Annotated in this window: 22 protein-coding genes; 9 read left to right on the top strand and 13 right to left on the bottom strand. The window is 70.3% G+C overall.

The features are described 5' to 3' along the window. Positions 1-92: 92 nt before the first annotated feature. From Q9S78_RS01770 to Q9S78_RS01780, 3 genes are read right to left on the bottom strand one after another with little or no spacing between them, the layout of a single operon-like run. A complete protein-coding gene (locus tag Q9S78_RS01770; RefSeq protein WP_311868512.1) occupies positions 93-1,259 on the bottom strand; it encodes a cytidylyltransferase domain-containing protein in 1,167 nt (388 codons plus the stop codon). Continuing rightward, positions 1,256-2,608 (bottom strand): polysialyltransferase family glycosyltransferase, encoded by a 1,353-nt coding sequence (locus tag Q9S78_RS01775; RefSeq protein ID WP_311868514.1) that lies wholly within the window; start codon positions 2,606-2,608, stop codon positions 1,256-1,258. Before Q9S78_RS01775 ends, Q9S78_RS01770 begins: the two co-directional genes overlap by 4 nt. Continuing rightward, positions 2,605-3,582 carry a glycosyltransferase family 2 protein gene (locus Q9S78_RS01780; RefSeq protein ID WP_231370911.1) on the bottom strand — a complete coding sequence of 326 codons (978 nt, stop codon included), beginning with the start codon at positions 3,580-3,582 and terminating at the stop codon, positions 2,605-2,607. The genes Q9S78_RS01775 and Q9S78_RS01780 overlap by 4 nt, the downstream gene beginning before the upstream one ends. A 198-nt stretch (positions 3,583-3,780) precedes the next feature. Here Q9S78_RS01780 and Q9S78_RS01785 point away from each other — a divergent pair, with 198 nt between their 5' ends. Next, positions 3,781-4,323, top strand: coding sequence for a hypothetical protein (locus Q9S78_RS01785; RefSeq protein ID WP_311868517.1), 543 nt, complete (start codon positions 3,781-3,783; stop codon positions 4,321-4,323). 51 nt (positions 4,324-4,374) lie between these two features. Here Q9S78_RS01785 and Q9S78_RS01790 read toward each other — a convergent pair whose 3' ends face one another. From Q9S78_RS01790 to Q9S78_RS01805, 4 genes are all read right to left on the bottom strand, one after another. Then, a complete protein-coding gene (locus tag Q9S78_RS01790; RefSeq protein WP_018187777.1) occupies positions 4,375-4,761 on the bottom strand; it encodes a DUF779 domain-containing protein in 387 nt (128 codons plus the stop codon). Positions 4,762-4,772: 11 nt separating this feature from the next. Then, positions 4,773-6,323, bottom strand: a complete 1,551-nt coding sequence (exaC, locus tag Q9S78_RS01795; protein WP_026302942.1) for an acetaldehyde dehydrogenase ExaC — start codon at positions 6,321-6,323, stop codon at positions 4,773-4,775. A 129-nt stretch (positions 6,324-6,452) separates the two neighbouring features. Next, positions 6,453-7,763 (bottom strand): GAF domain-containing protein, encoded by a 1,311-nt coding sequence (locus tag Q9S78_RS01800; RefSeq protein WP_311868521.1) that lies wholly within the window; start codon positions 7,761-7,763, stop codon positions 6,453-6,455. A gap of 68 nt (positions 7,764-7,831) precedes the next feature. Beyond that, the gene (locus tag Q9S78_RS01805; protein ID WP_018187780.1) at positions 7,832-8,161 is read right to left on the bottom strand and encodes a winged helix-turn-helix transcriptional regulator; all 330 of its coding nucleotides are present in this window, start codon (positions 8,159-8,161) and stop codon (positions 7,832-7,834) included. 72 nt (positions 8,162-8,233) lie between these two features. On the opposite strand from Q9S78_RS01805, the gene Q9S78_RS01810 reads away from it, so the two are divergent. From Q9S78_RS01810 to Q9S78_RS01825, 4 genes are all read left to right on the top strand, one after another. Continuing rightward, positions 8,234-8,881, top strand: a complete 648-nt coding sequence (locus Q9S78_RS01810; RefSeq protein WP_311868523.1) for an FMN-dependent NADH-azoreductase — start codon at positions 8,234-8,236, stop codon at positions 8,879-8,881. Positions 8,882-8,974: 93 nt separating this feature from the next. Next, the gene (locus Q9S78_RS01815; protein ID WP_116227789.1) at positions 8,975-9,367 is read left to right on the top strand and encodes a DUF6992 family protein; all 393 of its coding nucleotides are present in this window, start codon (positions 8,975-8,977) and stop codon (positions 9,365-9,367) included. Between the two features lie 77 nt (positions 9,368-9,444). Next, positions 9,445-9,921 carry a hypothetical protein gene (locus Q9S78_RS01820; RefSeq protein ID WP_311868526.1) on the top strand — a complete coding sequence of 159 codons (477 nt, stop codon included), beginning with the start codon at positions 9,445-9,447 and terminating at the stop codon, positions 9,919-9,921. A 2-nt stretch (positions 9,922-9,923) separates the two neighbouring features. Beyond that, complete coding sequence (locus tag Q9S78_RS01825) at positions 9,924-10,124, top strand: helix-turn-helix transcriptional regulator (protein ID WP_311868528.1); 201 nt, start codon at positions 9,924-9,926, stop codon at positions 10,122-10,124. A gap of 1 nt (position 10,125) precedes the next feature. Here the strand turns inward: Q9S78_RS01825 and Q9S78_RS01830 are convergent, their stop codons facing one another. Continuing rightward, the gene (locus tag Q9S78_RS01830) at positions 10,126-11,553 is read right to left on the bottom strand and encodes a CCA tRNA nucleotidyltransferase (protein WP_311868532.1); all 1,428 of its coding nucleotides are present in this window, start codon (positions 11,551-11,553) and stop codon (positions 10,126-10,128) included. Positions 11,554-11,619: 66 nt separating this feature from the next. Then, positions 11,620-13,143, bottom strand: coding sequence for a DUF7059 domain-containing protein (locus Q9S78_RS01835; protein ID WP_311868535.1), 1,524 nt, complete (start codon positions 13,141-13,143; stop codon positions 11,620-11,622). An 80-nt stretch (positions 13,144-13,223) separates the two neighbouring features. On the opposite strand from Q9S78_RS01835, the gene Q9S78_RS01840 reads away from it, so the two are divergent. From Q9S78_RS01840 to trxA, 4 genes are all read left to right on the top strand, one after another. Continuing rightward, complete coding sequence (locus tag Q9S78_RS01840; protein WP_311868538.1) at positions 13,224-15,323, top strand: DUF6049 family protein; 2,100 nt, start codon at positions 13,224-13,226, stop codon at positions 15,321-15,323. After that, positions 15,323-16,939: a murein biosynthesis integral membrane protein MurJ gene (gene murJ, locus Q9S78_RS01845; protein WP_311868541.1), complete on the top strand. Its 1,617-nt coding sequence runs from the start codon at positions 15,323-15,325 to the stop codon at positions 16,937-16,939. Before Q9S78_RS01840 ends, murJ begins: the two co-directional genes overlap by 1 nt. An 82-nt stretch (positions 16,940-17,021) precedes the next feature. Further along, on the top strand, positions 17,022-18,020 hold the full coding sequence (gene trxB / locus Q9S78_RS01850) for a thioredoxin-disulfide reductase (RefSeq protein WP_020097599.1): 999 nt from the start codon (positions 17,022-17,024) through the stop codon (positions 18,018-18,020). Positions 18,021-18,094: 74 nt separating this feature from the next. Then, positions 18,095-18,418: a thioredoxin gene (trxA, locus tag Q9S78_RS01855; protein WP_018187790.1), complete on the top strand. Its 324-nt coding sequence runs from the start codon at positions 18,095-18,097 to the stop codon at positions 18,416-18,418. A gap of 62 nt (positions 18,419-18,480) precedes the next feature. On the opposite strand, the gene Q9S78_RS01860 is transcribed toward trxA, so the two are convergent. From Q9S78_RS01860 to Q9S78_RS01875, 4 genes are read right to left on the bottom strand one after another with little or no spacing between them, the layout of a single operon-like run. Further along, positions 18,481-19,488, bottom strand: a complete 1,008-nt coding sequence (locus tag Q9S78_RS01860; protein ID WP_311868546.1) for a hypothetical protein — start codon at positions 19,486-19,488, stop codon at positions 18,481-18,483. Positions 19,489-19,538: 50 nt separating this feature from the next. Continuing rightward, positions 19,539-19,874 (bottom strand): hypothetical protein, encoded by a 336-nt coding sequence (locus Q9S78_RS01865; RefSeq protein WP_018187792.1) that lies wholly within the window; start codon positions 19,872-19,874, stop codon positions 19,539-19,541. A gap of 50 nt (positions 19,875-19,924) precedes the next feature. Next, positions 19,925-20,908, bottom strand: coding sequence for a ParB/RepB/Spo0J family partition protein (locus Q9S78_RS01870; RefSeq protein ID WP_028497429.1), 984 nt, complete (start codon positions 20,906-20,908; stop codon positions 19,925-19,927). Beyond that, positions 20,908-21,837, bottom strand: coding sequence for a ParA family protein (locus Q9S78_RS01875; RefSeq protein ID WP_311868549.1), 930 nt, complete (start codon positions 21,835-21,837; stop codon positions 20,908-20,910). The genes Q9S78_RS01870 and Q9S78_RS01875 overlap by 1 nt, the downstream gene beginning before the upstream one ends. Positions 21,838-21,932 lie beyond the last annotated feature (95 nt).

Here is a 21,932-nt window from a genome sequence, read left to right on the forward strand (position 1 = left end):
GTCGTTACTCCTCTCAGGGTGGGTTCCGACCGTGAATGACGGATGAACCCCCGATGGCGAGGACCGGACGACTGGCTGTCGGATGCGTGCGGTCAGCGCGCGGCGAGGATGCGGTTGGCGAGTTCCCGCACCGCACCGTCGCCACCGCGGCGCATCAGGACGATGCGTGCGGCCGCCACGACCTCGGGCTGCGCATCGGCGACCGCGATCGGCCAGCCGACGAGCGCCATCGCAGCGAGGTCGTTCACGTCGTTGCCGAGGTACGCCGTCTCGGCGAGGTCGACCCCGCGGTCAGCCGCCCACTGCCGCAGCACGGATGCCTTGTCCGCCACGCCGTGAACGACCTCGACCTGCAGCTTCTCGGCCCGCGCCCGCACGACGGCGTTCTGCTCCGTCGAGAGGATCAGCATCGGCACCCCCGCACGGCGCAACAGCGCGACGCCCATGCCGTCGGAGCGGCTCACCCTCACGTGCTCGGTGCCGGCGGCATCCACCCATGCGGAGTCGTCGGTGTGGACACCGTCGAAGTCCGTCACGACCACCGTCGCGGCGATCGGCTCGGCGGGCGCGACGAGGTGGGCGAGCGCCTGGGCGGTGCGCAGCTGGGCGGGGTCGTCGATCTCGATCGACGTCGCCTCGGGCACCTCGACGATCTCGGTGCGGCCGAAGAATCGGTGCCGCGCGCGACGGAAACCGTCGGTCGTGAAGACGTAGAACGCGCCGGTCTCGACGTAGTGCGGCTCCCGCTCCTGTCGGCGGGGACGATGCGCCGCGTCGTGACCGAGAGCGGATGCGGCGCCGTCGGCATCCCGCCGCCAGACGAACTCGTAGCTCTCCCGTCCCGAGAAGGCGCTGTCGGCGCTGCCGCCGCGAACCGCTGCGATGCCGGCACCCAGGGCGTCGGCCGGGATGAAAGGGCTCGTCGCCTGCAGGAACGCCGTCACCCGCGGCGCGATGCCGTCATCGGCGAGGACGTCGAGGGCGTGCAGGAGTGCACTCTCGGAGCTCGCCGTGTCGCCCGAGATGTCGGCCGGGCGGGCGATGACGCGGGCGCCGGCGTCGCGTGCGGCGGCCGCGATCGCCTCGTCGTCGGTGGAGACCACGACGAGGTCGACGGCTCCGGACGCGTGCGCCGCCCGCACGGCACGGACGACGAGCGGCACCCCGCCCACGCGCGCCACGTTCTTGCCCGGCACCCCTTTCGACCCACCTCGGGCGGGGATGATCGCGATCGTCTCGACGGTGCCTGCCACGGTCATCCTCCTCGAAGGGCCTTCCAGGCCCGCTTGCCGCGGCGGCGAGCGCCGCGGAGGGCGAGTTGGATCTCGGTGATCCGACTCGCGCCACTCTGCGCCCCGAGGGCGCGGGCGAACAGTCCGGGTCTGGCACCGCCCGGCAGGCCGAGCGAGCTCAGTCGGGTGCGGGCGAAGTAGCGGTGCCGCTCGTCGGCGGTCGCCTCGGTGAGGAACTCCTCTGCGCGAGGGCGCAGGTGCGCGGCGATCACCGGCTGCATCGCGAAGCCGACCGCGTCGACGAGGTGCTGCATCCGCTCTCCCCGGTACGGCGAATCGGCACGGGTGAGCGCGTCGATGATCGTGACCGGGATGCGGTTGCCGTTCTCATAGGGCGTGAGCCGCTGCAGCAGCAGCTCGGTGCCGACGGCGGCGATGGGGAGTCCGGTCAGCGCCTGCAGCGTCGGGAGGGCGGTCGAGAATCCCGCGACCGCGCCGACGAACGGGGCCCGCAGCGCCAGGACCTCGGCGGGGGTGCCGCCGCGGAACACGGTGAACCGCACGCCGCGACTCTCTGCGTGCGCGGCGAGGTCGTCGATCAGCGCGGGTGCGGCGGACGGATGCGGCTTGAACACAATCGCGCCGGGCGTCCACTCGAGCGCGCGGTCGATCATGTCGCACTGCATCTGCAGTTCCTCGTCGGCGGTGATGAGCTTCAGCGCCGGGAGGTATTGGCCCAGGACGAGCGCGGGCCGATCGAGATCGCCGAGCGCGTCGATGGCGGGATCGTCGGTCGCGGCGGCCACCTCGTCGACGACGGCGCGGAGAGCCGTCGCCGGGACGGGCAGCCGGTCGGTGCCGGCGAACAGCAGCGGCTCGACCCCGGGGACGGTGTCGGCGTAGACGACGCCGACCACACGACCGGCGACCGTGTGCGGCCACCGGTTGCGGATGGGCGAATAGGTCATCAGGCCGTCGCCGACGATCGACACGGGCGCGCCCATGAAGACGTCGATGAACACGCGCGACGGCGCGACCTGAGGGCTCTGCAGGAACAGCTCTACCGCGTGGTCGCCGATCCCCCAGGCCTGTCGGAGCAGCCGCTCGAGCACGGGCGCTTCGCCGACGGTGACCCGCCAGTGCGGCGGCCGCTCCGGCGCGAGCAGCTCGTTGAGGTCGATCACGCGGTCGAAGCGGGACCGCAACGCCGCCAGGTGCGGGGCGTCGACGATGCCGTCGCCGGCCTCGGGGATGATCGCGGCGTTGACGGCGACCAGGATGCGACCCGACGACGAGGCGGGGAGGGCACCGGCATCCATCGCGGCAACCGCCGTCATGAGACCGTATGCCGAGTTGAGGACGAAGATCTGGGTCATGCGCTGCGGACCTCGCGCACGAGGCGCGCAAGGATGCGGCGTCGCCGATCCGACAGGCGCGACAGAGCGGGGTCGATCTGGTCCGCCGGGATGGCACGGAGGAGATCGCGGATGCCGCTGCGCAGCGCCGTGCGGTCGGCGGTCGACATCGCCCGGGCGCGGAACAGGTGGTACGCGCAGACCGACATCGTCGTGGTGGCGATCTTCGGCAGGAACCTGTCGGCGTCGTGGTCGTCTTCGACGACACGGATCGCCTCGGCGAAGGCGGGGAGGAAGTCGAGTTGGCGGCGGTCGAGGACTTGGGTCAGCGAGGTCGTGACGCCGCGGCGGTACAGGATGGCGGGCGCGTCGACGACGGCGAACGATGCCGCCCGCAGATGGAGCCGCCAGATCCACGGTCGGTCCTCCGCCGTGAACAGTCCGGGCTCGAAGTGGGCGAGACCCTGATCCAGGATACGGCGATGGAACATTCCCGCCCAGGCATAGGGGTAGTCGACCATGGTGGTCTCGTCCGCAGGCAGGATCGCCTCGCGCGGCGACACCGCCCGTCCGCGCCACGCGTGCGGCGCCCTCATCAACCGGCGGCGGCCGTCGGTGTCGGTCACATGGTCGGTGCGTACGAAGTCGCATTCCAGTCGGCGCATCGAGGCGATGAGGCTCTCGAGGCGCTCGGGATGCATCCAGTCGTCGCCGTCGACGAAGCAGAAGAACTCGGTGTCCACGCGCTCGAGTCCCTGGTTGCGGGCGGCGGCGAGTCCGACGGGCTGCGGATTGGAGATGATCTCCACGTGGGGCATGTCGCGGGCGAAGTGCTGGACCTGCACACGGGTGTCGTCCGTCGAGCCGTCGTCGATGACCACCAGCCGTAGCCGGCCGGGGTCCTGGAACTGGCGTCCGAGAGTCGTGACGGTCGTGCCGATGTAGGGACCCGCGTCTTTCGCCGGAAGGATGACGGTCACGATCGGAGAGGACACGTCGCGATACAAACAAGTGGTCGTGACCGGGAGGTTGCTCCCGGGTGAACGGTCGCTGACCTCGTTCGCGTCGTAGCACAGCAGTACCCCTCGGTCCACGGTTCGAGCTGCTCGGACTCCTCGGCTACCGTTGTCGATCGTCGGGGGGCGCGTCGTCATGGTGCGTGTCCTCGCACACCGCAGACCAAGGAGACCCACATGTCACGTACGCACACCATCTCCGCCGGCTTCGCCGTCGCAACGCTGGCACTGTTCGCCCTGACCGGGTGCGGCTCGGCCGAATCGGGCACCACCACCAACCCCGCGCCGGTCAGCTCCGCTCCCGCCGCCCAGTCCCCGTCCGCTGACGCCGAGGCGCCTGCCGGCGACCAGACCACGGCCGAGGCCTGCTCCATCCTGCAGTCCGACATGACCGACCTGTCGAGCGAGATCAACGCCGCGAGCGGCGAGGTCAACAGCGCGATCCAGTCCGGCGACACGAGCGCCGTCCGCGACACCCTCTCCGAGATCGGCGGGAAGATCGACGACGTCTCGGGCAAGATCACCAACCCCGAGGTCTCCGAGGCGTTCGACGCGTACGCCACGGCCTGGGGCAGCTTCGAGAAGACCTTCGCCGAGATCAGCGACGCGGTCGACGCCAAGGACCAGGCTGCGCTGCAGTCCGCCGCCGGCGACATCAACACGGGCGTCACGGCGTTCACCGACGCCGCAGGCAAGATCGGCGAAGCCTGCAACGGCTGAGTCCCCTGTTCGCACGGCGCCCCTCGTCCCTCGGACGGGGGGCGCCGTGCGTCAGGCGAGCCCGAAGGCGACGAGCTCGTCGGCGGTTAGCATCCGGGACCGGATGAGGAACCGCATCCCGGTCGGTCCTTCGACGCTGAACCCCGCGCCGCGCCCGGGCACGACGTCGATCGTGAGATGCGTGTACTTCCAGTACTCGAACTGGGATGCCGACATGTACACCTCGATCGGATCGTCGATGCCCGCGTCGATGTCGCCGAGCTTCACGTCTCCCGGTCCGGTGAGGAACATCCCGATCGGGAAGCACATGGGACTGCTGCCGTCGCAGCATCCGCCGGACTGATGGAACATCAGGGGTCCGTGCTGCGCGGTGAGGGTGCGCAGCAGAGCCGCCGCCTCGTCCGAGACGGCGACCCTGCTGTAGGTGGTGTCGGTCATGGGGTGTCGGCTCAGAAGAAGCCCATCGCGCCCTCGGCGTAGGACACGAGCAGGTTCTTCGTCTGCTGGTAGTGGTCGAGCATCTTGAGGTGGTTCTCGCGACCGATGCCGGACTGCTTGTACCCGCCGAACGCGGCGTGCGCGGGGTACTGGTGATACGTGTTCGTCCAGACGCGACCCGCCTCGATCGCCCGACCCGCGCGGTACGCGGTGGCGCCGGAGCGGCTCCAGACGCCCGCACCGAGGCCGTACAGGGTGTCGTTGGCGATCGAGATGGCGTCGTCGAAGTCGTCGAAGCTCGTCACCGAGAGCACCGGGCCGAAGATCTCCTCCTGGAAGATGCGCATGTCGTTCGTGCCCTCGAACACGGTCGGCGCGACGTAGTACCCGCCGCTGAGCTCGCCGCCGAGGTCGACCCGCTCGCCGCCGGTGAGCAGCTTCGCGCCGCCCTGCTTGCCGATGTCGATGTAGCTGAGGATCTTCTCGAGCTGATCGTTGGATGCCTGTGCCCCGATCATCGTGGCCGGGTCGAGGGGATTGCCCTGCACGACCTTGCCGACGCGCTCGAGACCGTCCGAGAGGAACGAGTCGTAGATCGAGCGCTGGATGAGCGACCGAGACGGACACGTGCAGACCTCGCCCTGGTTGAGGGCGAACATCGTGAAGCCCTCGAGCGCCTTGTCGTAGTAGGCGTCGTCGGTGCGGCTGGCGACGTCCTCGAAGAACAGGTTCGGGCTCTTGCCACCGAGCTCGAGGGTGACGGGGATGAGGTTCTGCGAGGCGTACTGCATGATGAGGCGCCCCGTCGTCGTCTCACCGGTGAAGGCGATCTTGCGGATGCGCTTGTGCGAGGCGAGCGGGGCGCCCGCTTCGATGCCGAACCCGTTGACGATGTTCACGACGCCCGCGGGCAGCAGGTCGCCGATGATCTCGAACAGGAACAGGATGGATGCCGGGGTCTGCTCGGCCGGCTTCAGCACAACGCAGTTGCCCGCCGCGAGCGCGGGGGCGAGCTTCCACGTCGCCATGAGGATCGGGAAGTTCCAGGGGATGATCTGCCCCACCACGCCGAGCGGCTCGTGGAAGTGGTACGCCACCGTGTCCTCGTCGAGCTGGCTGAGCGTGCCCTCCTGGGCCCGGAGAACGCCCGCGAAGTAGCGGAAGTGGTCGGCGGCGAGCGGGATGTCGGCGGCCAGCGTCTCGCGGACCGGCTTGCCGTTCTCCCACGTCTCGGCGACGGCGATCTTCTCGAGGTTCTGCTCGATGCGGTCGGCGATCTTGTTGAGGATGACGGCGCGCTCGGCGGGCGTCGTCTTCCGCCACGACGCGAACGCCTGCCAGGCAACGTCCACGGCGCGGTCGATGTCCTCGACGGTGCCGCGGCCGACCTCGCAGAACGGCTTGCCGGTGACGGGGGTGATGTTCTCGAAGTACTGGCCCTTCACGGGCTCGACGAACTCGCCCCCGATGTAGTGGCCGTAGCGCGCACGGTACTCGGCGACCGAGCCCCGCTGGCCGGGTGCGGCGTAGGCGCTCGAGACGCCCTCTTCGACGATGGTCATGCTGTCTCCTTCGACGGACATGGATGCGGCGTCCTCGCCGCGGATCGGATTGCCCGCACGCTACGCCGCCCGAGGTTGCATCGGGTTGCGCGGGCGGGACGACCCCGTGCCCGGACACCCGCAAGCGCGTCAGCCCAGCGCCTCGATGCGGGCGACGAGCCCGGCGCGGCGCGGCGACCGGGCCGGCAGCATCCCGAGGCAGAGGCGCAGCACCTCGGCATCCTCGGACCCCTCGGCCGTGTCGGCGTAGGCGAGGAGGACGTCCACGCCCGCCTCGGTGAGGAGCGTCTCGCGCAGGGTCGCGCGGACGGATTCGCGGAGCGCGTCCACCCCGGGGGCGACGGACTCGGGCAGGACGGCGCCCGGGTAGGCGGCGAGCGCGACCCGGTGCGCACCGCGCCCGAGGAGCGACACGACGTGCTGCACGTCGGTCTCGAGCTCGGCGGGCAGCCGGTAGGGGCGCGACAGCGGCACGAGGTGAGGCGCGCGCTTCTCGAGCACCTTCCGCAGCCGCACCATCTCGGGTCGCAGGGTCTCGACGGCCGGCTCGCCGTAGACGAGCCCCGCCAGGGCGTCGGCCGACAGCCCCTCCCGGTGGGTCGCGAGCATGAGCAGGATCTCGGCGTGCCGGGCACTGAGCTCGACGACGGATGCCGCGGCATCCCCCGCCGTCTCGAGCAGGGCACGGTCGCGCCCGAGCACCCGCAGGGTCGCGTGGGGGCGCGTCGCGGGGCGCGTCGCCCGGCGCCTGGGCGTCGCCGCCCGGGAGCGCAGGCGTCCGACGAGCAGTTCGCTCTCGATGGCGCGGGCCGTCGCGTCGACGAGCAGCTGCGCCTGAGGGGTCACGGCCTCCGACCCGCCGGTGACGTCGATGACGCCGAGCAGACGCTGCGTCTCGGGGTCGTGCACGGGTGCCGCCGTGCACGACCACGGCTGCACGTACCGGTTGAAGTGCTCCGCCTGTCGGATCTGCACGGCGCGGTCGAGGGCGAGGGCCGTTCCCGGCGCGGAGGTGCCGACGGATGCCTCGGCCCAGTCCGCACCCGCGACGAAACCCATGTCGCCGGTGAGCGTGCGGATGCCGCGGTCGCCCTCGACCCAGAGGAGGCGGCCCGAGGCATCCCCGACCGCGACGACGACGCCGGAGTCCTCTGCGGAGCCGGGGAGCAGCAGCGAGCGCACCATCTCCATGACACCCGCCAGGGGGTGCGCGCGTCGGTACGCCTCGAGTTCGTCGGCGGTCATGTCGAGCCGCGGCAGGCCTTCGGCGGCGGCATCCGAGGCGAGCGAGCGACGCCACGACTCGCGGACCAGCGGACGGACGTCGGCGAGACGCGGATCCCCGGTATTCCCCGCGAGGAGCTCTTCGTGAGCGCGCTCGATCAGCAGGCGCGAGGTGGCGGGGGCGACCTCTACCCGTGCGGACCACGGCGAGCTCATGGGGCTCCGATCATCGTCGAAGGAGCGATGCCGGCCAGTCTAGGTCGGGCTGCCGCACGGCGACAGGCTCAGCGACGGAGGAGGTTGCCGTCTGCCCATTCGCCGAGCTGGGTCAGGATCGGTGCCAGGCGGCACCCCGCCTCGGTCAGCGCGTACGTCACCGCGACCGGCGGGCCCGGTTCGACCTGGCGCGCGATGAGGCCGGCGTCGGAGAGCTCGGTGAGTCGGTCCGACAGGACGGCGTCGCTGATGCCCGAGACGGCACGGCGCACTCCCGAGAACGAGAGCTCGCCCTCACCGAGGACGTCGAGGATCATGCCGTTCCAGCGTTTGCCGAGGATCGAGAACGCGTGCGAGACCGCGGCGTCGCACTGTCGCGCGTCGTGATCATCGGCCATGACTCAATCGTAGGCGTGCTAGCGTTCCCAAAGCCGCTATGTTTTCCATAGTCACTCTGATCGGAGAAGCACATGACCCTGTTCGGTCTCGATGCCAGCATCCTGCCCGCCACGTCCGCCAGCCGCGAGCTCGGCGACCTCGTCGAGGCGGAGTGGCTCGCCGCCCACCCGTCCTCCACCGTCGTGCGGCGCGATGTCGCCGCCGACCCGATCGTCGCGACCGCCTGGCGGGACTCGGTGACCTCCGGCTTCACGCCGGTCGAGGACCTGACCGACGGACAGCGTGAGGCCATCGCGCTCCGCACGCGTCTCGCTGACGAGCTGATCGACGCCGATGCGCTGCTGTTCACCGTGCCCCTCTACAACTACGGCGTCTCGCAGCACGTGAAGACCTGGTTCGACCTCGCCTACACGGATCCCCGGATCGACCCGCAGGGAACGGCGCTGCGCGGCAAGCCGGCGACGCTCGTGACCGTCCTCGGCGGCAACTACGCGCCCGGCAGCCCGCGCGAGGGCTGGGACCACTCGACCGGGTGGCTCCGCCGTGTCTTCGAGGACGTCTGGGGTCTCGAGCTCACCGTCGTCCACCGCCCCTTCACACTGGTGGGCGTCAACCCGGCGCTCGATGCCTTCACCGACGCCGCGGCCGAGCTCAAGGCCGGCGCGGAGCAGGCCGCGGTCGACGCCGGTCGCGCCCTCGCGGCATCCCGCGCGGCCTGAGACGACCCTCGCCCGTCACGACTCGCCGCGCGGCGGTGCAGATCGTGACGGGCGAACGGCCTCCCGGCGCCGCCGCTCCCGCATCATGGACGCATGGCATCCGCGAAGAGCGTCACCGGCACCGTCGTCCGTCGCCTCACCCGGTGGGGCACGGCATCCGTCCTCGTCGGCGGTGCGCTCGCGCTGGTCCCCCGGACCCGCGCGTTCGGCGTGCAGACGCTGATGTGGGGGGCCATCGACGCGGGTCTCGCGGCGTTCACCCGCCGGCAGCAGACCGTCCCGAAGAAGCGGATGCTGCGCCGCATCCTGCTCGTGAACGCGGCGCTCGACGTGGGCTACGTCGCGACCGGCGCGCACCTCGCCGCACGGACGCCTTCGTTCGGCGGTCGCCTGGGCGCGGCCGATGCCCGCGGACACGGCCTGGCGATCGTCATCCAGGGCGCGGCCCTGTTCGTCATCGACCTGACGGCGGCCCGGCGCCTCTGACACGACCCTTGCGCCGCTCGCCCGGGCATGTCAAGGTTGCTTTACAGTAAAGCGACCTTGACACCTGGGAGAGCATCATGACGAACACTGACGGGACCGCGCCGGACATCGACCGCACCCGCTGGGGACGCCTCCGCGGCGGCAGCAGCACTCCCGCGATGGCGATCGCGATCCCGGCCGGCCTCGTCCTCGCCGTCCTGGTCGGCGTCATCGCCGCCGCGATGTGGGATGCCCCCACCCCGCCCGTCGTCGTGGGCATCGGCTTCACGGTCGTCACCCTCCCCGCGCTCGTCGGCCTGGTCTGGGCGTTCCTGGTCGATCGCAACACGCTGCGCGGCGCGATCGACCGGCCCGAGGAGTCCGTCGAAGGCGCCTGGTACGACAAGGCCGCGCAGGGTGCCTTCTCGGACATCCTCCTCATCGTCGGGCTCGGCACGGCGTTCCTCGCCATCACCGGCATCCGGATCGACGTGCTCATCGCCCTCATCGGCGTCCTTCTCGTCGCGATGGGCGGCTTCACCGTCCGCTACCTCGTCGCGCGGCGCCGGGGCTGAGGGTGCGGAACACACTGCCTAAGCTGCGACAGGACCGCGGCTGGTCGCAGCAACGCCTCGCGGACGAGCTCGGCGTCTCGCGTCAGACGATCATCTCGATCGAACGCGGCCGATTCGACCCGAGTCTGCCGCTCGCGTTCCGCATCGCGCGTCTGTTCGAGACGTCGATCGAGACCGTGTTCGAGCCCGACGACGCCGGCTGAGTCAGGCTCGCGCGGCCCACCAGTCACGCAAGCGCTGCTCTGCGACCTCCGGCTCGACGACGCCCTCATCGAGGCGGATGTCGAGGAGGAACCGGTAGGCCTCGCCCACCTCGCGACCGGGGCGGATGCCGAGGACCTCCTGGATCCGGTTGCCGTCCAGCGCCGGGCGCATCGCCTCGAGCTGCTCCTGCTCGGCGAGCTGCGCGATCCGCGTCTCGATGTCGTCATAGGCCGAGCGCAGGCGACCCGCCTTGCGCTTGTTCCGCGTGGTCACGTCTGCCCGCGTGAGGATGTGGAGCCGTTCGAGCTGCTCACCCGCGTCGCGGACGTAGCGTCGGACGGCCGAATCGGTCCAGGCGCCCTCGGCGTACCCGAAGAAGCGCAGGTGCTGCTCGATGAGCTGACACACGGCATCCGTCGTCGCGCCGTCGAACTTGAGGGCCTGCAGGCGCTTGCGTGCCATGCGGGCGCCCTTGACGTCGTGGTGATGGAAGCTGACGGCGCCGCCCGGCTCCAGCTTGCGCGTCGCCGGCTTGCCGATGTCGTGCAGGAGCGCCGCGAGGCGCAGCGTCACGTCAGGCGCCGCGCCCGGGTGCCGCTTCTTCTCGAGGTCGATCGCCTGCGCGAGCACCGTGAGCGAGTGCTCGTAGACGTCCTTGTGGTGGTGGTGCTCGTCGACCTCGAGCCGCAACGCGGGGACCTCGGGCAGGAACAGTTCCATGAGGCCGGTATCGACGAGCAGACGGATGCCGCGGTCCGGCGCGTCGGTTGCGAGAAGCTTCACCAGCTCGCCCTGCACGCGCTCGGGGCTCACGATCGACAGGCTCGGTGCCAGGCGGGTCATGGCCTCGAGGGTGGCCGGGTGCACGTCCATGCCGAGCTGGCTCGCGAAGCGCGCCGCGCGCAGCATCCGGAGCGGGTCGTCGCCGAAGCTGACGTCGGGGTCGGTCGGGGTGCGGAGCGACTCGCCGACGAGGTCCTCGACGCCGCCGGTCGGGTCGACGAGGGAGGGACCGGGGATCCGCAGCGCCATCGCGTTGACCGTGAAATCACGCCTGACCAAGTCTTGCTCGAGCGTGTCGCCGAACTCGACGGTGGGCTTGCGGGTCGTGCCGTCGTAGCTGTCGGCCCGGTACGTCGTGATCTCGACCTGCTCGCCGCGGACCTTCGCACCGATCGTGCCGAACGCGCGACCGATGTCCCACGTCGCCGTCGAGAGGGGTTTCACGATGCGCAGGATGTCGTCGGGGCGCGCGTTCGTCGTGTAGTCGAGGTCGTTCACCCTGCGGCCGAGCAGCGCGTCGCGGACGGGTCCGCCGACGATCGCGAGCTCGTACCCGGCATCCGCGAACGCACGGGCGAGCGCGGCCGACACGGGAGCCTCGGCGAGCGCGCCCAGGCGCGCGAGACCCTCGGCCATGTTCAGCATGCCTACGAGCCTACCGAGCGTCGCCGGGGGCTCCGGTGGGTGTGCACCGCCCCGCGCGCCGGCCGGTCAGACCAGGCGCAGGAACCCGGTGAACACGAGCTCGCGCACGCGCGGCAGGAGGTCGGCGCGGAGAGCCCCGGCATCCACCTCGAGCAGGTCGGCGATCGCGTCGATCAGCACGCCCAGCGGCAGGTCGCCGTCGGATGCCCCCACGAGGGCCGCGAGCGCCGGGTCGACGTTCAGCGCGCGCCCGAACCCGCCGCCCTGGTGCAGCTCGATGACCGACGGCTCCTCCGCGCCCGGGCGGTGGTGACGCGCCTCGGTGACGTCCGGGCCCACGATGACGGTCGTGTCGGCGAGCGCGTCGTCGTCGAGCAGTCCGAGCCGGTCCCACGCGGCGAGCGCCTCACCGAGGTGCGTCCCGAGAGCCCCGCCCACCGGCTGGGTGACCCGCTCGTAGCGGGCGAGGGACGGCATCCCGATCGGCGTGCGCCGCAGCAGCAGGTACCCGAACCCGACGGAGGTCACGCCGCGTTCCGCGAAGTCGGCGAGCCACGCGTCGATCAGGCGCGCGTAGTCGGGGCTGCCGGGGGTCGTGCCGCCGTCTCGCACCCACAGCTCCGCGTACGCGAGCGGGTCGAGGCGCTCGCGTTCCACGATCCACGCGTCGAGCGGGTGAGCGGATGCCGCGACCCACGCCCGCACGCGCTCGAGACCGTCGGCATCCTCCCTGTACTCCCAGTTGCCGAGCAGCTGCGCCGTGCCGCCGGGGGCGAGGACGTCGCCCACGCCCGAGACGAACGCGGCGACGAGGTCGTCGCCCGCGAAACCGGCATCGCGGTACTCGTACTCGGGCACCCCGGCGACGCGCGGGGTGATGACGAACGGCGGGTTCGAGACGACGCGGTCGAACTCCTCGCCGGCGACCGGTTCGAACAGGCTGCCGTGGCGCACCTCGACCCCGTCGACGTCGTTGAGGGCTGCATTGAGCAGGGTGAACCGCAGCGCGCGCTCCGAGACGTCCGTGGCGACGACGCGCGGTGCGCTCCGCCGAGCACGCAGGGCCTGGATGCCGCATCCCGTCCCCAGATCGAGCACGCGCTGCGCGGGGGTGTCGAGCTGCAGTCCCGCGAGCGTGAGCGACGCGCCGCCGACCCCCAGCACGTGTCCCGTCGGCAGGGCGCCGCCGAGCGCCGCCTCGTCGAGGTCGCTCACGATCCACCACTGACCAGAACCCCCGGCATCCGCGTACCCCTGCGGGCGCAGCAGCGCGGTCGGGGTAACCGTGTCGGCGCCGAGCCGCACGAGACCCAGCCGCTCGAGGCCCGCCGCCCCGGCCGTGGGCAGGGCGGCGTCGACGTCGGTGACGGACGCCGGGTCACCGAGGAAGAGGAGTCGGCACAGCACCGCGAGCGCGTCGGCGCGGTCCGCGAGGCCCCGGCGGGCGGGAGCGAGCAGCCCGCGGCCGATCGCGTCGTCGGCGATCGCCCCCCACGCCGCCCGCACCGCGTCAGCCGTGTAGCCCGCCGCGGCGAGGTCCGCGCGGAGCGCGACGATCGAAGACGGGTCGGGATGCCGGGAGTCGCTCACCCACCCATTCAACCGGCCCTCGCATGCAATCAGGGGCTCTGCAGGGCAGTGACCCTAGAATCGCTCCCGATGGTGCGGTCATGGATCGCACGGGAATCGACCTCTTCATGACCTTCATCTCGCCTGTTCCGGGCCGACGTCCGCCGCGCCGACCGCGCTGGCTGCGTGCGGCGACAGCGGCGAGCGCGGCCATCGCCCTCGCTGCTCCCGCCCCGGCCGCCTTCGCCGCGGTGGACGGTGCCGGGGACGACGAGACGGCGACCGCAGCCCTGGCGCCGGCGAACGACGGTGTGCTCTCGGCATCCGCCCCCCTCACACTCACCCTCTCCGCCGACAACGCCGGCACGGACGCCCTCGCGGCCGGCCAGGCGACCTTCGAGATCGGCACGCGCGCGCTGACCACGAGCGACACCCTCGACTCCTGGCTCGAGCGCGGCGCGGCGGCGGTGCCGTTCGACGCGATCGGTCAAACGGACGTGCCGGCCGTCGCCGGACAGCAGTCGACCTCGGTGTCGGTCACCGTCGACCCCGACGAGCCCGCGGTCCAGGACCTCGCCCCCGGGGTCTACCCGGCTCGTGTCGTCTACCGCACCGGTGACGAGACCCTCCGCGCGCAGACGGTCGTCGTCGTGCCGCGGACTGGCGAGCCGGTGCGCGGTGCGGGTGTCGTCGTCCCGATCACGGCAGGACCGCAGGCGACCGGTGCGCTCGGAGCCGACGCCCTCCGCGAACTGACGGCGGAGGACGGCGATCTGCGTCAGCAGCTCGACGCCGTGTCCGGAACCGACGCGATCCTCGCCGTCGACCCCGCCATCACCGCGTCGATCCGCGCGCTCGGCAAGGCCGCGCCCGCCGATGCCGTGACGTGGCTCGATGAGTTGATGGCCCTTCCGAACGACCGTTTCGCACTGCAGTACGGCGATGCCGACCTCGCCGCGCAGGTAGGCGCGGGAGCGACGGCCCCGGCGCGGCTGACCTCGTACTCGGCCTACCTCGACGCCGCCAACTTCGAGGCCGACACCGGCACCGGCGGAGCGACGCCCGCCCCCAGCCCGACTCCCGGCGCACCCGTGGTGCCCACTCTCGACGAGCTCCTCGACGTCGGAGCCGATCGCGGTTCCGTGTTCTGGCCCGCGACCGGAACGGCCGGCGCCGAGACCGCCGCCGCCCTGGGCGCCCTGACCGGCACCGACGACGCCCCCGTCACACTGCTGCCGAGCTCGGTGGTCGGATCGGATGCCGCGGCCCACGCCACCGCCGGAGGCGCCGATCTGCTCGTCTACGACGAGGGGCTCTCGTCGCTCCTCGCGCAGGCGTCGACCACGGGAGACGCCGCCGAACGTGCCGACATCCTCGCGGAGTACACGGCGCGCGCCGCACTGACGGCGCCCGCCGGCCCGCTCCTGGTCACCGTGGATCGCGCGACGGGCCGCTCCGAAGCTGCGCTCCGCGACGCGATCCGCGCGGCGACGGCGCTCCCCTCGTGGTCCACCACCGACCTCGGCGCTCTGCTCGCCACCGATCCGACGGCCGTCGCCCTGACCTCCGTCGCCCCCGACGCCGACCGCGTCGCGGTGATCACCGAGTTCCGCGACGCGCAGACCGGCCTCTCGCGCATCGCCGGCGTCCTCGAGGATCCCTCGCTCCTCGCTTCGTCCGAACGGGCGACAGAGCTGCAGCTGCTCGGCAACGCGTGGCTCGGTGATCGTGAGGGGTGGGATGCCGCGATCCAGACGCAGCGCGAACGCATCGCGACCTGGACCGACGGCGTCGCCCTCGTCCCCGGCGGTCCCATCACGCTCGCGGGCTCGTCCGCACCGCTCGTCTTCACGGTCCGCAACGATCTGCCGTGGCCGGCCCGTCTCGACCTTCTCGCCTCGCCGGGCGACGCCCGCCTGGTGATCGAATCCCGCACCGAGGTGGAGATCGGCGCCCAGCAGACCAGTCGCGTCGCGATCCCCGTCTCGGCCCTCGTCGGCAGCGGTGAGTCCTCGGTCCAGCTCCAGCTGCGCACCCGCGCCGGTGTCGACATCGGTCCCGGTGAAACGATCCGCGTCTCGGTGCGTGCCGAATGGGAGGCGGTCTCCGTCATCATCCTCAGCGCCCTCGTCAGCGTCCTCCTCGTCTTCGGTGTCGTCCGCACCATCCGACGACGCCGACGGATGGTGGTGGCCGCCTGATGGCCGGCCTCGGCCGCGCGAGCGCCACCGTCGCCGCCGGGACCATGGCGTCCCGGATCACCGGCCTCATCCGCAACATCGTCCTGACCATCGCGCTAGGCACCGTCGGAGCGAAGGCGGCCGACTCCTTCGCCATCGCGAACCAGCTGCCGAACTCCGTCTTCGCGCTCATCTCCTCCGGCCTGCTCGCCGGGGTGATCGTCCCGCAGATCGTCAAGGCGGTGAAGACCCACGACGACCGGGGCGACGCCTTCGTGTCGAAACTCCTGACGCTGGGCGTGCTCGCCCTGCTGGTCGTCACGGCGGTCGCCGTGATCGCCGCCCCCCTGCTGGTCGAGATCTACGCGGGCGAGTTCACGGAAGAGGCGAAGACCCTGACTCTCGCCCTCGCGTACTGGTGCCTCCCGCAACTGCTCTTCTACGGCTTGTACGCGCTCGTCGGCGAGATCCTCAATGCGAACCGCGTCTTCGGCCCGTTCGCGTGGTCTCCGATCGTGAACAACGTGATCTCTATCGCCGGCTTCAGTGTCTTCATCGCGCTCTTCGGCACGTACGAAGCCGCCACGGGCTGGACCGCGGGGATGATCGCGTTGATGGGTGGCACCGCGACCCTCGGCATCGTCGTGCAGGCCGGCATCCTCTTCCTGTTCTGGCGACGCGCAGGCCTCCGCGTGCGGCCTGACTTCCGCTGGCGGGGCATCGGTCTCCGCCAGATCGGCCGACTGGCCGGCTGGACCTTCCTCATGGTCGTCGTCGGCCAGGTCGCCGGGGCGTTCCAGGTCAACATCGTGGGCGCCGCGTCGGGCCCCGCAGCCGCCGGAGCGACCCTGCAGAACGCCTGGCTGCTGTTCATGCTCCCGTTCTCCGTGATCGTTTTGTCGCTGGGCACGCCTTACTACACGAAGCTCAGCGAGCACGTGGCAGAGGGACGGACGGATGCCGTCACCGCCGACCTGTCCTCCCTCACCCGCACGGTCGGCATCTTCATGGTCGGCATCCTCGCCGCCATGTCCGTCGCCGCCGTGCCGCTCTCGCGTCTGTTCACCCCTACGCCCGAGAAGGCGATCGCCTTCGCCTTCGTGCTCGGCGCCTATCTCGTCGCTCTCCTGCCCCTGTCGTTCCAGTTCGGCATCCAACGCACGTTCTACGCTCTGAAGGACACGCGCACGCCGTTCTTCTACACCCTGGTGCAGGCCGCGATGGTCATCGCTACGGCCGTGACCGCCTCCGCCCTGCTGAGTGCCGGCATCCTCCCGCTCACCTGGCTCGCCGTTGCCATCGCCCTCGGGCAGTCCGTCGCCAACATCGTGCAGTTCGCTCTCGCCGTGTCACTTCTGCGACGCAAGATCGGCCCGCTCGGACTCGGCGGTGCGTTCCGCGGCATCCTGCGCTTCCTACTCGCGGCGGTCCCCGCCGCGGCGGCCGGGTGGGGCGTCTTCCTTCTCTTCGGCGGCGTGCACGGCTGGACCGTCTCCGACCGCTTCCTCGGCTTCCTCGGCGCCGCACTCATCGGCGGCACCACCCTCGTCGTGTACGCCGCCATCCTCGCGGCGTTCCGCACTCCCGAGCTCGCCACGGCGGGCCGCGCGCTCCGACGCTTCCTGCCCGGCCGCTGACACGGGCCCGCGTCCCCAGGCGACGTGGAATGCCACGCGACTAGCATTGGTTGGACGTGTCGGGGCGAGGAATTTCGCCCCGATGGAGAAGGGATTCATCGTGCGCAAGGTCATCATCATCGGCTCGGGCCCCGCGGGGTACACCGCGGCCATCTACGCAGCCCGCGCGAACCTGTCGCCCCTCGTGGTGGCGAGTTCGGTCGAGGCCGGCGGTGAGCTGATGAACACCACCGAGGTCGAGAACTTTCCCGGGTTCCCCGAGGGCGTCATGGGCCCGGACCTCATGGCCAAGATGCAGGAGCAGGCCGAGAAGTTCGGCGCCGAGGTCGTCTACGACGACGTCGTCTCGCTCGACGTCTCCGGCGACATCAAGAGCGTCACCCTCGGACGCGGCGAGACCCACGAGGCTGAGGCGATCGTCTTCGCCACCGGCTCCGCTCCCCGCAAGATCGGCATCGAGGGCGAGACCCGTCTGTCGGGCCGCGGCGTCTCGTACTGCGCGACGTGCGACGGCTTTTTCTTCCGCGAGAAGGTCATCGCCGTCGTCGGCGGCGGCGACTCCGCGATGGAAGAGGCGACGTTCCTCACCAAGTTCGCCTCGAAGGTCTACGTGATCCACCGTCGCGGCGAGCTCCGCGCCTCGAAGATCATGCAGGACCGCGCGAAGGCGAACGAGAAGATCGAGTTCGTCTGGAACAGCGAGGTCATCGACGTGCTGGGTGAGGATGCCGTGACCGGCGTGCGCCTCCGTGACACCGTCGACGGCTCCGAGCGCGACCTGGCCCTCGACGGCGTGTTCGTCGCCATCGGCTACGACCCCCGCACCCACCTCGTGCACAACGTCCTCGACATCACCGAGCACGGCACGGTCTGGGTCGACGGCCGCACCTCGAAGACGTCGGTCGCCGGTGTCTTCGCCGCGGGCGACGTCATCGACCCGACCTACCGCCAGGCGGTCACCGCCGCCGGCAGCGGTACGGTCGCCGCCCTCGACCTCGAGCACTACCTCGCCGCCCGCGGTGACGCCGGGGCGCCTGCCGAGGACGCCTCGATCATCGACGGCCTGCCGACCCCGGCCTGACCGCGGAACAATTCCGGCATCCGCCGCGTTTTCCCACCTGACACGATCGTGTCGACCCCTAAGGAGACAGACATATGACCGCCAAGGCAACGAGCGAGAGCACCTGGCAGCAGGACGTCATCGACGCCGAAGGCCCCGTTCTGGTGGACTTCTGGGCCGAGTGGTGCGGACCCTGTCGCATGGTCGGGCCCATCCTCGACGAGATCCAGACCGAGAACCCCGAGAAGATCACGGTTCTGAAGCTCAACGTCGACGAGAACCCGCAGCTCGCCATGCAGTACCAGATCACGTCGATCCCGGCGATGAAGGTCTTCAACAAGGGTGAGGTCGAGAAGACGATCATCGGTGCGAAGCCGAAGTTCGCCCTTCAGCAGGACCTCGCCGACTACATCGGCTGAGACACCGCTTCATGAAGGACCCGCGCGACTCCGGTCGCCGGGTCCTTCGTCGTTTCACCCGGTCAACGCGAGAAACGCCGACGCCATCGCGCCCAGACCGAGCCCCGGCGGGCCGGGTGCAACTGCCGCCACACCATCCGGCCGGCCGGAGTTCGCTCGACGTGCTCGGCACCGAGCAGAGCGTCGATGTCGACGGTCCCCCGAACGATCCGGCCCACCTCGGTGGGCAGCCGGAACGCTCCGACAACGGCGTCGATCAGTACGTCGTCGTTGTCCCGCGTGAGCGTCTCCTCGATCTCGTTCCGCTCCACTCCGAGTTCTGCGAGCGCAGCATCCCGGTCGACCGTTCGTCCTAGGGCGCTCGACGACGACTGCCGGCCGCGCCCCAGCATCCGTTCGATGTCCGCGATCTGGCCGCGTGCATCGGACACCGGTCGCCATCGCGCCTGCCAGCTGAACGTGAGATTCGGGATGCCGAGCATCTGAGCGTCGTGCGACCCGACCGCACCGCGCATCGCGTCGCGGCTCCAGACCTCCACCGTCAGCGAATCCCCGACAGCGGTGACGGCGACGACCGGACGCTGCGCACTCGGCCAGTAGTCCTGCGGTTCCCCGTGTGCCTGCAGAACCCACCGCCCATCGATCGCGATGACGCTGACAGAGGCCTCGAGTTGCGCGGCGAAATCAGGCCGTCGCGCCGGGTCCCCCGTCACGCCACCGCCGATCACGTACACACGCCGCCGCGGCGGCATCTCCGCGTCGCGCGTCGGCTCCGGTCGAGCGGATGCCGCCACGAAACACACGTCTGATTCGAGCGTGACGTCCGCCGACCACTCGCCCGCGAGCGATTCGACGACTCCTGAGGCGGATTCCACCGTCGGCTGTCGCCCCTCGATCGAGACGAGGACGTCGCCGGCGTCGTTCACCGCCGCCCGGGCGGCCGTCCGCCCCTCCACCACACCCACCACGCCGAGCACACCGCGACGGGCGAGTGAATCGGCAACGACGTCGACCGTGATGTCATCGGAGGCTCGGATATCGAGAGAGGCGATCCGGATGTCGCGTGGCACGGCCCAAGCCTACGTATCGCCGGTGAACGGCGATGTTTCACGTGGAACGGTCAGGACGCGCGGACGGACAGATCCCAGGTGCGGTGTGGCTCGCTGCCGAGTAGTCGCCACACAGCCGGGCTCAGCGCAGGGTAATCCAGCGCGATCTGGCGCAGAACCCGGTAATTGCGCGCCTGCGTCGGCCGCTGACCGCCGTCGGAGGCGATGTTCTCCGCCCGAAGTGTCAGGACGACCAACTCGTCGACCGTGGGGAGGTCCTCCATGAAGGCCCAGGGATCCTCACCGTCGCGAAGACGCTCTTCGACGAGCACAGAGAGCTCGTCCGCGGCCTCGGCACGCAACACCTCGAGGCTGGCGCGACGAGGGAGGTTCGGGCTGTCACTCACTCATCCAGCCTACGCTGGACCCCTGGGAAGGAGGGCCGCTGAGCTGCGGATCAGGCTCCGCCGAACTCCGTTTCACCCAGTTCGCCGAGGATTCGGTTCAGGTCCTGGATGGTGGCGAAATCAATGCTGATCTGCCCTTTTCGCGCAGACAGCGAGATCTTCACCTTGGTGTTGAGTCGGTCCCCCAGCCGCTCTGCCACGTCGTCGAGGTGCGCGCGACGCGTTCCCGCCTTCGGGAGCGGCCGCACCCGGTTGCCGATCGTCTTGGCCGCCGCCTCGGCGGCGCGAACCGACAGATCCTCGTTGACGATCTTGTCGGCGAGCCGGGCCATGGTGTCGGTGTCCTCGACCGACAGGATGGCGCGGGCATGCCCCGCGCTGAGAACACCGGCGGCCACACGCTGCTGCACCGGGACCGGCAGCTTCAGCAGACGGATCGTGTTGCTGATCTGCGGACGCGATCGTCCGATGCGCGTCGCGAGCTCCTCCTGGGTGATCCCGAAGTCCTCGAGCAGCTGCTGATACGCGGATGCCTCTTCCAGAGGATTCAGCTGGGACCGGTGGAGGTTCTCCAACAGCGCGTCACGAAGGAGGTTCTCATCCTCCGTCTCGCGCAGGACAGCCGGAATCGCGGTCAGTCCTGCCTCGCGAGCAGCGCGCGTGCGCCGCTCGCCCATGATGAGCTCGAACTCACCGTCGTCGTTGCGGCGAACGACCACGGGCTGGAGCACACCGAACTCGCGAACACTGTGGACCAGCTCCGCGAGATCATCCGCATCGAAGTTGGTACGCGGCTGACGCGGGTTCGGGACGATGGCGTTCGGATCGACCTCGATGAGGCGCGTACCGGGGACCGCCACCAGGTCATCGGCCGGCGATGCGGCGGCGGCATCCGTCCCCGACTCAGTCTTCGTCGCCGCGGCATCCGACAGGGATGCGCCCGGGAAGAACACGTCCACGGGTCGCGCTTCTGAGGAGTCCTGGGTGGGGATGAGGGCACCGATGCCGCGGCCCAATCCGGTTCTCTTAGCCATCAGTGGGCTCCTTCGTCTGATTTCTGCTGGTGACCGCGCCGAACGATCTCGACGGCGGCCTCGCGATACGCGACCGCACCGACGGACTGGCCGTCATAGGCGATGACTGTCTGACCGAAGCTCGGCGCCTCGGAGATGCGGACCGAACGCGGGATGACCGTGGTGAGCACCGTCTCGGGGAAATGTGTGCGCACTTCATCCGCCACCTGCTGTGCAAGGCGGGTGCGGCCGTCGTACATCGTCAGCAGGATCGTCGACAGGTGCAGTGACGTGTTCAGGTGCTTCTGTATCATCGTCACACTGCCGAGCAGCTGGCTCAGTCCTTCGAGCGCGTAATACTCGCACTGGATCGGGATGAGGACCTCCGTCGCAGCCGTGAAGGCGTTGATCGTGAGGAGTCCGAGCGACGGCGGGCAGTCGATGAAGACGAAATCCATGTGGTTGTCGCGCAGGTACGTGTCCAGAGCCGTCCGCAGACGGTGTTCGCGTGCCACCTTGGACACCAACTCGATCTCGGCGCCCGCGAGGTTGATCGTGGAGGGCGCGCACAGGAGGTTGGGCGATTCCGGACTCGTCTGGATGACGTCGGCGAGCGGCTCCTCATCGATGAGGACGTCGTAGATACTCGCAACGTCGGCGCTGTGCGGGATGCCGAGTGCCGTCGAGGCGTTCCCCTGCGGATCCAGGTCGATCACGAGCACACGGGCGCCGACTGAAGCCAGCCCCGCAGCGAGGTTGACGGTGGTCGTGGTCTTTCCCACGCCACCCTTCTGGTTCGACACCGTCAGGACGCGGGTCGTGCCGTCGAACTCGACGTGCACGTCTGCCAGCGCTTTCCGACGCGACGTGAGATCTGCGAGTTCACGCGCGATCGGGCTGTCGTCGAAAGAGAAGGGTGCGGGAGAGGTCTTGTTCTCCGAATCCGGCACCTGTTACTCCTGTCGTGTCGAGGACCATCCCACTGTAGTCGAGGCCTCCCCCGACCGCGGACGGTCATGATGTTTCACGTGAAACGAGCTGATTC

Source organism: Microbacterium aquilitoris, from assembly GCF_031932285.1.
GTDB classification, from domain to species: domain Bacteria; phylum Actinomycetota; class Actinomycetes; order Actinomycetales; family Microbacteriaceae; genus Microbacterium; species Microbacterium aquilitoris.

What these genes read in the sequence shown, in the direction of transcription:
- Q9S78_RS01770 (WP_311868512.1), bottom strand. Translation starts at nt 1,259, where the DNA reads ATGACCGTGGCAGGCACCGTCGAGACGATCGCGATCATCCCCGCCCGA.
- Q9S78_RS01775 (WP_311868514.1), bottom strand. Translation starts at nt 2,608, where the DNA reads ATGACCCAGATCTTCGTCCTCAACTCGGCATACGGTCTCATGACGGCG.
- Q9S78_RS01785 (WP_311868517.1), top strand. Translation starts at nt 3,781, where the DNA reads ATGTCACGTACGCACACCATCTCCGCCGGCTTCGCCGTCGCAACGCTG.
- Q9S78_RS01790 (WP_018187777.1), bottom strand. Translation starts at nt 4,761, where the DNA reads ATGACCGACACCACCTACAGCAGGGTCGCCGTCTCGGACGAGGCGGCG.
- exaC (WP_026302942.1), bottom strand. Translation starts at nt 6,323, where the DNA reads ATGACCATCGTCGAAGAGGGCGTCTCGAGCGCCTACGCCGCACCCGGC.
- Q9S78_RS01800 (WP_311868521.1), bottom strand. Translation starts at nt 7,763, where the DNA reads ATGAGCTCGCCGTGGTCCGCACGGGTAGAGGTCGCCCCCGCCACCTCG.
- Q9S78_RS01805 (WP_018187780.1), bottom strand. Translation starts at nt 8,161, where the DNA reads ATGGCCGATGATCACGACGCGCGACAGTGCGACGCCGCGGTCTCGCAC.
- Q9S78_RS01810 (WP_311868523.1), top strand. Translation starts at nt 8,234, where the DNA reads ATGACCCTGTTCGGTCTCGATGCCAGCATCCTGCCCGCCACGTCCGCC.
- Q9S78_RS01815 (WP_116227789.1), top strand. Translation starts at nt 8,975, where the DNA reads ATGGCATCCGCGAAGAGCGTCACCGGCACCGTCGTCCGTCGCCTCACC.
- Q9S78_RS01820 (WP_311868526.1), top strand. Translation starts at nt 9,445, where the DNA reads ATGACGAACACTGACGGGACCGCGCCGGACATCGACCGCACCCGCTGG.
- Q9S78_RS01830 (WP_311868532.1), bottom strand. Translation starts at nt 11,553, where the DNA reads ATGCTGAACATGGCCGAGGGTCTCGCGCGCCTGGGCGCGCTCGCCGAG.
- Q9S78_RS01840 (WP_311868538.1), top strand. Translation starts at nt 13,224, where the DNA reads ATGGATCGCACGGGAATCGACCTCTTCATGACCTTCATCTCGCCTGTT.
- murJ (WP_311868541.1), top strand. Translation starts at nt 15,323, where the DNA reads ATGGCCGGCCTCGGCCGCGCGAGCGCCACCGTCGCCGCCGGGACCATG.
- trxB (WP_020097599.1), top strand. Translation starts at nt 17,022, where the DNA reads ATGGAGAAGGGATTCATCGTGCGCAAGGTCATCATCATCGGCTCGGGC.
- trxA (WP_018187790.1), top strand. Translation starts at nt 18,095, where the DNA reads ATGACCGCCAAGGCAACGAGCGAGAGCACCTGGCAGCAGGACGTCATC.
- Q9S78_RS01870 (WP_028497429.1), bottom strand. Translation starts at nt 20,908, where the DNA reads ATGGCTAAGAGAACCGGATTGGGCCGCGGCATCGGTGCCCTCATCCCC.